Below are 12,398 nucleotides of genomic sequence, written 5' to 3'. Positions count from 1 at the left end.
ACTGAAATATAACCTAACAGAAAAAAATAAAGATTTGATGAAGATTTATTCCCGTATGGAATAAACCATCAATTGAATATCATTATCAGAACTCGGCTTTCCACTGAAATCAGCAAAGCTGTTACAAATACGAAGTCCTAATTTACAGAATATCTCCGTGATTTCATCCAAACTATATAACCTTATAGGATTTCCTTCTTTCATTTCAGGCTTATAAAGTGCTTCTCCATACATATAGTCTACCTGCCCATATATCAGCGTTTTTCTATCCTTCTCCCATTCAAAAGCAGATAATGTAAGTCCCTTTTCTCCTGCATCCCATAACTTGCAAGGGAAATGTGTTTGGGCATAGCTTCCATTCATGATATCCATAAAGTGCTTTCCACCATTTTTTAATGCTTTCGCAATGACAGAAAAAATCTTATGATTTTCCCCATCGTCTTCAAGATATCCTATTGCTCCATCCGCCATATTCAGCACAACATCAAATTCCTCATCAAATGTGATCGTGCGAATGTCCTGACAAATGAACTTTGCATTCAAATTTTCTTTTTTTGCCTGCTCGTTTGCATAATCTATGTACGCCGGTGTAATATCAATACCGGTAACATCATACCCACGTCTGGCAAACTCCAGTGAGTGCCGACCAAATCCACATGCAAGATCAAGTATCTTTTCCGTTCCTTTTAAATGTAACTGCTTGATTAGAAAATCTACTTGTCTGTTGGCGTCTTCTACCCATGACATATTCTGAATATCCAGCGTTCAATTTTTCTGATACCAGTCTTTTTCCATTGCTTTCATCTAAATTTACCTCCTGCTTTTCATCATTCAAAAATCTGTCCCAGAAGTTTTTTCTTCTCCATATACGGGAACTCTCTATCAAATGCCTCTGCTTCCTTTTCATTTACCAGATACCCTGCCGGAGGTGCATACTCTCCTGTAATTCCATTAAGATATCCCGGTATCAGTTCTTTGCACAGAAAGAAAGATGCATCCTCGCCTTCCGGCAATCCATGATAGCGGATATCGGGCATTTTTCTCCATTGGAACGAGCCTTAACGCTTGTTTGCCATTCGTGTCCGCAAGTACCTTTCCACCATACTTTTTTATTTGAACCAAAGGTAATATCATCAGGTGTAAGCGGTAAATTCTTCTCCGACCATTCCGTAATAAGCTCTGGGTGTACTTCTGCTAAACTGTTGTTCATAGCCAAACCTCAACCTCCTTGTGCTTAGAGTATATGAAGTTTTGGCTTTATCTTGTAGTTTGCGAATATCCGTATAAATAGAAAAAGCCCTTTGAGAAAAGGATTTCTCCTCTCCCAAAGGGTAGTTTAACTTTTATTTAGAATTATCTTTTTTAATAACTAAGTTATAATTGCTATCATAATACAGTCCAAGTTCTCTACACATTCTATCGTTCACATTATCTAATGCTTTCTTATATTCTGCATACGTTGGAGACAGAACCATTAAATTAGGAATGAATATATCGTTATATCCTTTATTTTGTAACTCTTTCTGCATTTTTCTCTGTGCAATAAATGCTGGATGGTATTTCATTATACCGTTTTTCATTTTAGCACCTTTCCATACTTTTTCTTTTAGTCTTTCATATTCACTTTCACTCATATCACGATAATAGGCTATCATCTCATCTGCGGTTCTGGTTTTTTGTGCAATCCCACCTATCATCTTCGCACCTATTCCCATAATAAAAGGAACTTTCAATGTCGTTTCATCGCAATATTCTAATATATTCTGTAGTGCCTGCTTCTGTTCCAGAGTCTTCAACCTTACATTAAGAAATGGTTTGAAATGACTTTTAAAATAATCTCCCCATTCTTTTCCCGGTAGCAAAGACTCAATTGCATTTTCAACGGTTTGATAATCAAGTGCCTCATTTGCTTTGTCTGCGTCACCATCATCTATAAATTGCTTCAAAGCTTCAAGTTCTGAGTCTTTTAAAACTTTTTCCTGCACTTTTTCTTGATAAATACGAAGAAGAATACTTTTGTCGCCAGTTTCCAAAAGGCTCTGTATGTCTTTAATACTAATACCGAGTTTTCTATATACTGAAATCTTTTTTAAAGTTTCAACATCTTGTGCAGTATAGTTACGATAACCATTGTTATCTTTATCCACTGACAGCAATCCTTTTTCTTCATAATACTTAACTGCACGCTTTGTCATTCCAACCTCATTTATAATTTCATTTAATAACATCCGATGCACCTCCTTATGATTTATGTTGATAGTATAAGCGTATACGCTGCGTGCAGGTCAAGAGTTTTTCGTCTTTCTTCTAAAAATGGGCAATCCCGATTTCAGGACTGCCCATTCATTCTGCCAATTATGCGATTTTTTCTTGCTTGCACCGATTTCTGCATCAATTGATGTAAGTTTGATGTAAATCGCTGTTTTTTTAGTTTTTTATCAAATGAAGTACGTCCCGTCTATTCGGTAAAACGGTACATCTTTACATCATCTTAATAGAGCTTTGCACCTGCTGGAATATGGTCATCAACCATCAGAAGATGGAGCTTTTCTTCGCCTTCTTCTTCGTGGATAGCACTGAGGAGCATACCGCAAGAGTCAATGCCCATCATAGCTCTCGGTGGAAGATTTGTGATAGCGATAAGCGTCTTTCCAACCAGTTCTTCAGGCTCATAAAAGCTATGAATACCGCTTAAAATGGTTCTGTCTGTGCCTGTTCCGTCATCAAGAGTAAACTGTAACAGTTTCTTTGACTTCGGTACTGCAACACACTCTTTAACCTTTACTGCACGGAAATCTGACTTACTGAATGTATCAAAATCAACAAATTCCTCAAATAAAGGCTCTACCTTTACCTTAGAAAAATCAATCTTTTCAGACTCAGTTTTTACATTTTTTTCAGGTGCTTCAGAAGCTGTATTATTTACATCATTTTTCTTATTTACACCATCTAAGGACTTCATTGTCGGGAATAATAATACATCACGAATAGCCTGTGCATCTGTCAGTAACATTACCAGTCTGTCGATTCCGTATCCGATTCCACCTGTTGGCGGCATACCGATCTCCAGTGCGTTCAGGAAGTCTTCATCTGTGTGGTTGGCTTCTTCATCACCTGCTGCAAATGCTTCTTCCTGTGCTGCGAAACGCTCTCTCTGGTCGATTGGGTCATTTAACTCTGAGTATGCGTTACACATCTCACGACCGTATACATATAACTCAAAACGCTCTACATAGTTCGGATCTTCCGGATTCTTCTTTGTCAGTGGTGAGATCTCAATCGGATGATCTGTTACGAATGTAGGCTGGATCATCTTCTCTTCACAGAACTCATCAAAGAACAGGTTCAGGATATCCCCCTTCTTGTGGCGCTCTTCGTATTCTACGTGATGCTTGTCTGCTAATGCTTTTGCTTCTTCGTCTGTCTTAACTTCTGAGAAGTCAACACCTGCGTATTTCTTAACAGCATCGATCATGGAAATTCTTTCGAATGGTTTTGCCATATCGATGACTGTTCCGTTGTAGCTGATCATTGCACTTCCACATACCTTTTCTGCAAGGTAACGGAACATGCTCTCTGTCAGTTCCATCATTCCTTCATAGTCTGTATATGCCTGGTATAATTCCATCAGTGTAAATTCCGGGTTGTGACGTGTGTCTACACCTTCGTTACGGAATACTCGTCCGATCTCGTATACTCGCTCAAGTCCTCCGACGATCAGTCTCTTCAGATATAATTCCAGAGAAATACGAAGTTTTACATCTTCGTTCAGAGCATTGTAATGTGTCTCAAATGGTCTTGCAGCTGCTCCACCTGCGTTGCTTACCAGCATTGGAGTCTCTACTTCCATGAATCCACGTCCGTCTAAGAAGTTACGGATCTCTTTGAGGATCTGAGAACGTTTGATAAATGTCTCTTTTGACTCTGGATTCATGATCAGGTCTACATATCTCTGACGGTAACGTGTATCTGTATCTGTTAATCCGTGGAACTTCTCCGGAAGGATCTGTAAGCTCTTGGAAAGAAGTGTCATCTTCTCTGCATGGATAGAGATCTCTCCGGTTCTTGTTCTGAATGCAAATCCTTCTAATCCGAAAATATCACCGATGTCAGAACGTTTGAAATCTGCATAAGATTCTGTTCCGATAGCATCTCTTGCAACATATACCTGGATGCTTCCCTGAAGATCCTGAATGTTACAGAAAGAAGCTTTACCCATAACTCTCTTGAACATCATACGTCCTGCGATTGCTACGTGGATTGGATTGGCATCCATGATGCTTCTTCTCTCTTCATAATCTTTCTTCAGAACCTCTTTTGCCTGCTCTTCATCCATACCTTCTACATCTGGTGTATGATGATCTTTTAAAAGTTCTGCCTCATGTGCTTCATACAGACTCTTCACTTCCAGTGAGTGATGTGTCTGATCGAATTTTGTGATCTTGAACGGATCTTTTCCATTCTGCTGCAGTTCTGCTAATTTATCACGGCGAACCTTTCTTAACTGGTTCACGTCCTGTTCCTGTCCATTGTTCTGCTGCTTAGCCACTTTTTTATTCTCCTTCCTTATCTGAATTCAGACCTCCCGTGTAAGAGAGGCCTGAGTCTTGTGTCCTGGTTATTCTTCGACGGGTATCTGCCTGTCTCTTATAATGAACGGCTGATGTCCAGTACCTTGTACTCCATTACTCCAGCCTGTGTCTCTACTGTTACGACATCTCCGATCTGTTTGCCCATCAGAGCCTGACCAACTGGTGATTCGTTAGAGATCTTTCCTTCCAGACTGTTCGCCTCTGTAGAACCGACCAGTTTGAATTCCATCTCTTCGTCAAATGTGATGTCGAATACTTTTACAGTACATCCGATGTTGATCTTATCGAAATCAACTTCATCTTCTACTACAACTTCTGCATTCTTAAGAATTGCTTCCAGTTCTTCGATACGTGCTTCAATGTCTCTCTGCTCGTCTTTTGCTGCATCGTACTCAGCGTTCTCTGATAAGTCTCCCTGTTCTCTTGCTTCTTTGATCTTCTGTGCAATCTCTCTACGTTTTACAACCTTGAGGTTTTCAAGTTCGTCTTCCAGTGCTTTTAAACCAGCATAAGTAAGTAATTTTTTCTTTGCTTCCATCTGTCTCCTGCTCCTTTTTCTGTTCCATATTACTCTGACATTTTTATGCCTGAATCATCTATCTGAATATTTAATCTGTCATAGAATAAAGATACTTTCACAATTTCATTATTATACATAAATGCGTGTTTTATGTCAATGTTTTTGTCTCTTGTATATCCCTATTTTACGCCTGTTCTTTTCATTTTCCGACGGTATCTATTATTCAGATTCTCTGTTTATACAATCGCCTTGTCCAGAAGTTCCACCAACTCTTCATAAGATTCCACCTGGTTGATCGCATCCCTGAGTTTTGCAGAACCTTTCATTCCCTTTGTGTACCAGGCAACATGCTTACGCATTTCCCTGATCCCGATAAAGTCTCCCTTGAATTCAATCTGTAGTCTTGCATGTCTGAGCATTGTCTCTTTGATCTTCTCCGGAGTCGGTCTCGGAGGAACAACACCGGTTCTTTCATATTCCTGAAGTTCATGGAAGATCCATGGATTGCCCTGTGCACCTCTTCCGATCATCACGCCGTCACAGCCGGTTTCTCTTCTCATCTGAAGTGCCTTTTCTCCTGAAATTACATCACCATTTCCTATCACCGGAATGGATACGGCTTCTTTGACCTGACGGATGATATCCCAGTCTGCTTTACCGGAATAATACTGTTCCCTTGTCCGTCCGTGCACGGCAACTGCCGCACCGCCTGCATCTTCAATGATCTTTGCGATCTCTACAGCATTGATATGATCATCGTCAAATCCTTTCCGGATTTTCACCGTTACCGGCTTTTCGATTGCTTTCGACACTGCCGATACGATCTCATGTACCAGCTTCGGATTCTTCATAAGTGCAGAACCTTCGCCGTTCCGTACTACCTTCGGAACCGGACATCCCATATTGATGTCCAGGATCTGGAACGGCAGCTCTTCGATCATTTTCGCCATCTCGCTCATGATCTTTGGATCGGAACCAAAGAGCTGTAACGACACCGGATACTCTTCCGGATGGATCGCAAGTAATGCTTTGGTATTCTTATTTTTATACTGCAGGGCTTTCGCGCTGATCATCTCCATGCACAAAAGTCCGGCTCCCTGCTCTTTACAGAGCAGTCTGAACGGCAGATCCGTTACTCCCGCCATCGGCGCGAGAATATATGGATTTGCCAGATTAACATTCCCGATTTTCATCTTTCTACTCCTGTTAATTAATTTTAATTACTATTATCTTCTGTCCTGGTTATCCCTGAACAATTTACAAACATCTTCTATTTTCGATTATTCCAGGATACTTATCATTCTTCTCACAATTATACTTCATTTCCTGCAAGAAACACACAGCACTATATATCAGCTAAGATAGCCCCACTCTTACACTGGCGGAACCATCTTGATATATAGTGCTGCACATTTCTCTGAAAGTCTACATTATCAACACCGTAGATTATTTACTTTTTTTATTCTTTTCGTAAATGAACCGAAGTCCTTTTAACGTAAGCTGTGAATCATACACATCGATCATGTCTGTTTCATTCGCAATCATCTTGCCAAGTCCGCCGGTTGCAATAACCTTTGCATCCGGGTAGCCGGACTCTTCTTTCATACGCTTAATGATATATTCAGTCTGACCGATCTGACCATATACAAGGCCTGCCTGCATTGCCGTGATCGTCTCTTTTGCGAGAATGGAATTCGGCTTGCGGATCTCGATTGCCGGAAGCATATCTGCCTCTCCCCAGAGAGACTGTGCCGAAGTACGGATTCCCGGTGCGATCACGCCCGCCTCAAATGTTCCGTCTGGGCCGATCACATCAAATGTCGTTGCCGTTCCGAAGTCTACCACGATCGCCGGTCCACCATATAAGGTGTAAGCACCGACTGCATCTACGATACGGTCCGGGCCGACCTGTCTCGGGTTCTCCGTGACGATACGGATTCCCGTCTTAATTCCTGCAGATACAACCACCGGCTTTACGCCGAAATATTTGATAATCGCACTGCCGAGTGAATGCATCACATCCGGCACTACGGATGCAAGGATCACTGCATTGATCTTCGAGCTTTCGATCCCGTGTCTTTCTACCAGTTCCTGTAAAGTAATTCCATATTCATCCGATGTTCTCGGCTGCTTTGTCTTCATACGGAATGTGCCAAATAATTCGTCTTTGTTAAACACTCCGAGTGTAATGTTCGTATTTCCTACATCGATTACAAGAAGCATCTTTCTCCTCCTGTTTTGTCTGTTTCCTTATAGTTACTCTTCGCTGTTTATCTCTTCACCCAGGAAGAATACTTTATAATATAACTGCAATGCCTGCAGAAGATCCTGCTTGTCTCTCTGCAGCTGCTTGATCTTAAGCTGGCTTCCAATGTCATCGAACATCGGGTCAAAATCATCGGAGGTTACTTCAAAGCATAATTCCCCGTTCTCTTCGAATACCAGCGTCAGGATTCCTCCTACATCATGCACATACAACACGCACATGATCTTCAGTTCATTCTTTACATCATCCGGGAGCTGTTCAAAATCCGGATTCAGATAATATTTTTCTTCATATGAATTGGCGCCGCAAAGCACCACTTTTTCATCATACATACCCATAAACACCTCTAACTGATACCTCTCCGGCATAGATTTCTTTTTCTTTCCCATCCGGCGTTCTTACAATCAGTTCTCCAGTCTGATTGATGCCGATGGCGTGCGCTTTATATTCATTTCCTGGTTCCAGGACCTTGACCTCCTGATCCCGGTTCACCAGCATGGAATTATAAAGTTCCTGTAAGCCCGACAGATCTTCCGTCTCAATGAAGATCTCATAGCATTTTTCAAAGCTCTTCATCACTGCTGCGATCAGCTCGGAACGCTTTACGCTCTTTCCGAGTTCCAGCTTAAGTGAGGAAGCCGTTGCCTTAATATCATCCGGAAATGTATCCTGATTCACATTGATTCCGACACCGATCACGACATGATTGATATAGTCGATCTCCGTACTCATTTCCGTCAGAATACCGCAGATCTTCCGGCCGTTCACCACGATATCATTCGGCCACTTGATCTTCGTCTCAAGTCCGGTCACTTCCTGGATACCTTCTGCCACAGCGATCGCCATAAGTAACGTAAGCTGTGGTGCCTTTACCGGCGGAATATCCGGATACAACAGGATCGTCATATAGATACTGCTTCCGGACGGTGATTTCCAGACACGGCCTCTGCGGCCTTTTCCTGCCACCTGCATATCTGCCACGAATAAAGTACCGTGAGCAGCCCCGTTATCTCCGGCTTCTTTGGCACGATTATTGGTCGAGTCAATTTCATCGTAATATACGACATTTTTTCCTGCCCATTTTGTGTCTACAAGACTTTCAATCTCTGCTTTTGACATAACATCCGGACTGTCGATAAGGCGGTAGCCTTTGTTGCGCACCGCCTCTATCTCATAACCTTCTTTTTTAAGCTGGTCGATCACTTTCCAGATGGCCGTTCTGGATACCTGAAACTGTTCGCACAACTGCTGTCCGGAAATATATGTATCGCTTTCTTTTAACAAACGTAATATTTCTGATTTCATAATCTGTCTGATCTTGCCTACTCTCTTTCACCAAGTGTTGCCACCATGACAGCCTTGATCGTATGCATACGGTTCTCTGCCTCGTCAAATACTTTTGACTGTGGAGACTCAAATACTTCATCTGTAACTTCCATATCGTCCAGACCGAATTTGTCATGGATCTGTTTACCAATCTTTGTCTTCAGATCGTGGAATGCCGGCAGACAGTGTAAGAAGATTGCCTGTTCTCCTGCATTTGCCATTACTTTCTTTGTCACCTTGTATGGGGACAGTTCGCGGATACGTTCTTCCCATACTTCGTCCGGCTCACCCATGGATACCCATACATCCGTACAGATAACGTCTGCATCTTTGGTTCCGCTTTCGATATCTTCTGTCAGTGTGATGGTTGCTCCTGTCTCTTTGGCATATCCTTTGCAAGTCTCTACCAGTTCCTCATTCGGGAAATAGTTCTTAGACGTACATGCCACAAAATGCATACCTAATTTGGCACATGCGATCATCAGGGAATTGCCCATATTGTATCTTGCATCACCCATGTATACCAGTTTGATACCTTTCAGATGTCCGAAATGTTCACGAATCGTCAGCATATCCGCCAGCATCTGTGTCGGATGATACTCATTCGTCAGTCCGTTCCATACTGGAACGCCTGCATATTTGGCCAGTTCCTCCACAATCTCCTGTCCAAATCCACGATACTCGATTCCATCAAACATTCTTCCGAGAACTCTTGCTGTATCTTCGATACTTTCTTTCTTCCCAATCTGTGAACCTGAAGGATCAAGGTAAGTCGTTCCCATACCCATATCGTGAGCAGCTACTTCGAAAGAACAGCGGGTTCTGGTACTGGTCTTTTCAAAGATCAATGCCACATTCATTCCTCTGTATTTATCAACCGGAATTCCTTTTTTCTTTTTTTCTTTTAATTCTGCGGAAAGATCAAGCAGATATGTGATCTCTTCCGGTGTGAAATCTTTCAGTGTCAGGAAATTTCTGCCTTTTAAATCCATTGTTTTGTACCTCGCTTTTATTCTTTGACTTTTATCTTATGTCTTTTGTCTACTTTTCTTCTTTTTTATCGTCTGCGCCAATCTCTGTAACAGATTTTACCAGACCTGCAATGCTCTGGATCTCTGACGGGATGATGATCTTTGTTGCTTTTCCATCAGCAGCTTTTGCAAATGCTTCCAGACTTTTCATGGTAAGAACAGCCTCATCGGCTCCTGCTTCTTTCAGGAAACGAATTCCATCGGCATTTGCCTGCTGTACTTTCATGATGGCTTCTGCCTTACCTTCAGCCTCACGGATCGTGGCTTCTTTCTGTGCTTCTGCTTTCAGGATAGCCGCCTGCTTCTCAGCTTCGGCGTCCAGAATTGCAGACTCTTTGTGACCTTCTGCCACAAGAATTGTAGACTTCTTCTCACCTTCGGCACGTAAGATGGCTTCACGGCGTTCACGTTCTGCCTTCATCTGCTTCTCCATTGCATCCTGGATAGCTGCCGGCGGAATGATGTTCTTAAGTTCTACACGATTTACCTTGATTCCCCAAGGGTCTGTCGCCACATCAAGAGACGCTCTCATCTTCGTATTGATCGTCTCTCTGGATGTCAGTGTCTGATCTAATTCCAGATCTCCGATGATGTTACGAAGTGTGGTAGCTGTCAGGTTCTCAATCGCCATGATCGGATTTGCCACACCATAACAGAACATCTTCGGATCTGTGATCTGATAAAATACAACGGTGTCAATTCTCATTGTTACGTTATCTTTTGTGATAACCGGCTGTGGTGCAAAATCTACTACCTGCTCTTTCAGATCCACTCTTCTTGCCACGCGGTCAAGGATCGGGATCTTAAAATGAAGTCCGGTTCCCCAAGTTGCCTGGTATGCACCCAGTCTTTCAATTACAAGTGCCTGCGCCTGTCTGACTACCTTCACACAGGAAATCACCACGCAGATAATGATTACTAATAAAATTAATCCTAAAATCATACTTTACTCCTCTCTGGTCCTCACGATCAGCTTCACGCCCTGGATACCATTTACTACAACGACTGTGTTCTTCGGGATTGTTCCGTCCGGCTCATCCGTCTTCGCCGACCAGATCTGGCCCCGGATCTCTACCTGCCCTTTGGCCTTTATCGTATCGATGTCTTCTGTCACCAGTGCCTGCTGGCCGATCAGGCTTTCTGCATTCGTTTTCTGTCTCTCCTGATTAAAGTACTTCACCGCAAGTGGTCTCGTCAGAAGCAGAAGCAGGAGCGAAACTACGATAAATGTCCCAACCTGAACGCCCAGTCCAAAGCCGACAAGCCCCGCACAGAATGCGATCAGTGCGCCTCCGGCAAACCAGATGGTGGTAAGTCCCATCGTCGCAATTTCAATGATCAGCAGTACAATAAATATCGCCAGCCAATAGATCACTTTCATAAGCCGTCCTCTCTTTTCCGTATATATTATTTCTTGTTCACTATATTACTATACTCTGATAAAGAAAGCAATTTTCTTGTGCAAAATGAGTGGATTGTATCTCATTTTATGTAATATACAGATAAATATTCTGTATAAAAGTGGTTTCAGGAGATTAATCTGCCTTCCTTCTCTGTCTTGCAGCCTCGAACATCAGCACAGAAGAGGCGATTGCGGCATTCAACGACTCTACCTGACCAAGCATCGGGATCTTGATATAGCAGTCTGCCATATCTGCAATCTCTCGTCTCAGTCCATTTCCCTCATTCCCGATCAGGAATGCACACGGATTCGTCAGGTTCTCTTCATCATAGGAATGCTTTCCTTCCAAATGTGCCGCATAGGTCGTAATACCTTTGTCTTTTAAATCCTGGATTCCCTTACCCAGATCTTCCACGTATACAAACGGCATACGGTATACTGATCCCATGGTCGAGCGGATCGTTTTCGGATTGTAGATATCGACGCATTCCCTGTCCATTAGAATTCCTGTTACACCGGCGCCTTCTGCCGTACGCAGAATCGTTCCCAGATTACCCGGATCCTGCAGATGATCTAATACCATGATCAGCGGACACTCTGCTGAAGTCAGTTCGCTGATTTTGTGATTCATCTGCTCCACCACGCACAGGATGCCCTGCGGGGTCTTGGTATCTGACGCATGTGAGAATACGGTATCTGTCAGTTCCTCCACTCTTATTTTCGAATCTTTCAGGACTTCTTTTACGGTATCTTTTTCTTTTTTGTAAAAGGATTCAGATACGTAGACTTCTTTTAACTTGTCGAGCGGCACTTCCCGGAACATGCGGATTCCTTCTACAAGGAAGACGCCCTCTTCGTCTCTTAGTTTTCTCTTCTTTTTTAAATTTACCAGACGTTTGATTCTGGCATTGGATGTGCTTGTGATCATATATGTTGTTCCTCGTTTTTTTATTATTTTATATTATCATACCATATTTGTATAAATTTTAAGTTATATATTTTTAAGTATAAAATATTATTTTATATTATAGTGCAATCTACTTGTTACCGACTCCAACAAAAGGTACGGAAAGGAGATGTTTTTCTGGATTTTATTCTCCCATGTAAAATTGAATAAAAACCCCCGGAAGTCTGGTGGTATGCTACCCTCATATAGGACAATGAAATATAAAAGTCCTATATGGGGGTATTTTCATGTTCAGAAAGAGTAAGATAGAACCAGTAGAAAAAGTAAAAATAGTCGAACGCTACCTTGCAGGAG

14 protein-coding genes are annotated in these 12,398 nt (G+C 42.2%); all 14 read right to left on the bottom strand.

Annotated elements, in window-relative coordinates; all coding sequences use genetic code 11:
• Positions 1 to 45 precede the first annotated feature (45 nt).
• On the bottom strand, positions 46 to 747 hold the full coding sequence (locus NCY30_RS10220) for a class I SAM-dependent methyltransferase (RefSeq protein ID WP_081019708.1): 702 nt from the start codon (positions 745 to 747) through the stop codon (positions 46 to 48).
• A gap of 80 nt (positions 748 to 827) precedes the next feature.
• Positions 828 to 1,037, bottom strand: coding sequence for a hypothetical protein (locus NCY30_RS10215; RefSeq protein ID WP_006428693.1), 210 nt, complete (start codon positions 1,035 to 1,037; stop codon positions 828 to 830).
• A complete protein-coding gene (locus tag NCY30_RS10210) occupies positions 968 to 1,210 on the bottom strand; it encodes a zinc-ribbon domain-containing protein (RefSeq protein WP_080543158.1) in 243 nt (80 codons plus the stop codon). The genes NCY30_RS10215 and NCY30_RS10210 overlap by 70 nt, the downstream gene beginning before the upstream one ends.
• A 133-nt stretch (positions 1,211 to 1,343) precedes the next feature.
• On the bottom strand, positions 1,344 to 2,228 hold the full coding sequence (locus NCY30_RS10205; RefSeq protein ID WP_055303969.1) for a MerR family transcriptional regulator: 885 nt from the start codon (positions 2,226 to 2,228) through the stop codon (positions 1,344 to 1,346).
• Positions 2,229 to 2,491: 263 nt separating this feature from the next.
• Positions 2,492 to 4,549 carry a lysine--tRNA ligase gene (lysS, locus tag NCY30_RS10200; RefSeq protein ID WP_055182548.1) on the bottom strand — a complete coding sequence of 686 codons (2,058 nt, stop codon included), beginning with the start codon at positions 4,547 to 4,549 and terminating at the stop codon, positions 2,492 to 2,494.
• Between the two features lie 98 nt (positions 4,550 to 4,647).
• Positions 4,648 to 5,130, bottom strand: a complete 483-nt coding sequence (greA, locus tag NCY30_RS10195) for a transcription elongation factor GreA (protein WP_006428696.1) — start codon at positions 5,128 to 5,130, stop codon at positions 4,648 to 4,650.
• A gap of 218 nt (positions 5,131 to 5,348) precedes the next feature.
• On the bottom strand, positions 5,349 to 6,305 hold the full coding sequence (gene dusB / locus NCY30_RS10190) for a tRNA dihydrouridine synthase DusB (RefSeq protein ID WP_006428697.1): 957 nt from the start codon (positions 6,303 to 6,305) through the stop codon (positions 5,349 to 5,351).
• A 253-nt stretch (positions 6,306 to 6,558) separates the two neighbouring features.
• Entirely contained in the window at positions 6,559 to 7,335 is a 777-nt protein-coding gene (locus NCY30_RS10185) for a type III pantothenate kinase (protein ID WP_006428698.1), read from the bottom strand.
• Between the two features lie 33 nt (positions 7,336 to 7,368).
• Entirely contained in the window at positions 7,369 to 7,710 is a 342-nt protein-coding gene (locus NCY30_RS10180) for a DUF6145 family protein (protein ID WP_044920685.1), read from the bottom strand.
• Entirely contained in the window at positions 7,703 to 8,683 is a 981-nt protein-coding gene (locus NCY30_RS10175) for a biotin--[acetyl-CoA-carboxylase] ligase (RefSeq protein ID WP_055182550.1), read from the bottom strand. The genes NCY30_RS10180 and NCY30_RS10175 overlap by 8 nt, the downstream gene beginning before the upstream one ends.
• Before the next feature lie 17 nt (positions 8,684 to 8,700).
• Complete coding sequence (gene argF / locus NCY30_RS10170) at positions 8,701 to 9,696, bottom strand: ornithine carbamoyltransferase (RefSeq protein WP_055182552.1); 996 nt, start codon at positions 9,694 to 9,696, stop codon at positions 8,701 to 8,703.
• A gap of 49 nt (positions 9,697 to 9,745) precedes the next feature.
• Positions 9,746 to 10,678 carry an SPFH domain-containing protein gene (locus NCY30_RS10165; protein WP_055195505.1) on the bottom strand — a complete coding sequence of 311 codons (933 nt, stop codon included), beginning with the start codon at positions 10,676 to 10,678 and terminating at the stop codon, positions 9,746 to 9,748.
• Positions 10,679 to 10,681: 3 nt separating this feature from the next.
• Positions 10,682 to 11,116 carry an NfeD family protein gene (locus tag NCY30_RS10160; RefSeq protein WP_055195506.1) on the bottom strand — a complete coding sequence of 145 codons (435 nt, stop codon included), beginning with the start codon at positions 11,114 to 11,116 and terminating at the stop codon, positions 10,682 to 10,684.
• Positions 11,117 to 11,270: 154 nt separating this feature from the next.
• Positions 11,271 to 12,065, bottom strand: coding sequence for a 23S rRNA (guanosine(2251)-2'-O)-methyltransferase RlmB (gene rlmB / locus NCY30_RS10155; protein ID WP_055195508.1), 795 nt, complete (start codon positions 12,063 to 12,065; stop codon positions 11,271 to 11,273).
• Between the last annotated feature and the right edge of the window lie 333 nt (positions 12,066 to 12,398).

It is taken from the genome of Dorea sp. MB18-49, assembly GCF_023669465.1.
GTDB lineage: Bacteria > Bacillota > Clostridia > Lachnospirales > Lachnospiraceae > Dorea_A > Dorea_A longicatena.
This window is presented reverse-complemented; position numbering and strand designations above follow the sequence as displayed.

Coding starts and splice junctions, on each gene's coding strand:
- NCY30_RS10205 (WP_055303969.1), bottom strand. CDS start 2,228: ATGTTATTAAATGAAATTATAAATGAGGTTGGAATGACAAAGCGTGCA.
- NCY30_RS10215 (WP_006428693.1), bottom strand. CDS start 1,037: ATGCCCGATATCCGCTATCATGGATTGCCGGAAGGCGAGGATGCATCT.
- NCY30_RS10165 (WP_055195505.1), bottom strand. CDS start 10,678: ATGATTTTAGGATTAATTTTATTAGTAATCATTATCTGCGTGGTGATT.
- NCY30_RS10160 (WP_055195506.1), bottom strand. CDS start 11,116: ATGAAAGTGATCTATTGGCTGGCGATATTTATTGTACTGCTGATCATT.
- NCY30_RS10210 (WP_080543158.1), bottom strand. CDS start 1,210: ATGAACAACAGTTTAGCAGAAGTACACCCAGAGCTTATTACGGAATGG.
- rlmB (WP_055195508.1), bottom strand. CDS start 12,065: ATGATCACAAGCACATCCAATGCCAGAATCAAACGTCTGGTAAATTTA.
- NCY30_RS10180 (WP_044920685.1), bottom strand. CDS start 7,710: ATGTATGATGAAAAAGTGGTGCTTTGCGGCGCCAATTCATATGAAGAA.
- NCY30_RS10185 (WP_006428698.1), bottom strand. CDS start 7,335: ATGCTTCTTGTAATCGATGTAGGAAATACGAACATTACACTCGGAGTG.
- NCY30_RS10175 (WP_055182550.1), bottom strand. CDS start 8,683: ATGAAATCAGAAATATTACGTTTGTTAAAAGAAAGCGATACATATATT.
- NCY30_RS10220 (WP_081019708.1), bottom strand. CDS start 747: ATGTCATGGGTAGAAGACGCCAACAGACAAGTAGATTTTCTAATCAAG.
- argF (WP_055182552.1), bottom strand. CDS start 9,696: ATGGATTTAAAAGGCAGAAATTTCCTGACACTGAAAGATTTCACACCG.
- greA (WP_006428696.1), bottom strand. CDS start 5,130: ATGGAAGCAAAGAAAAAATTACTTACTTATGCTGGTTTAAAAGCACTG.
- dusB (WP_006428697.1), bottom strand. CDS start 6,305: ATGAAAATCGGGAATGTTAATCTGGCAAATCCATATATTCTCGCGCCG.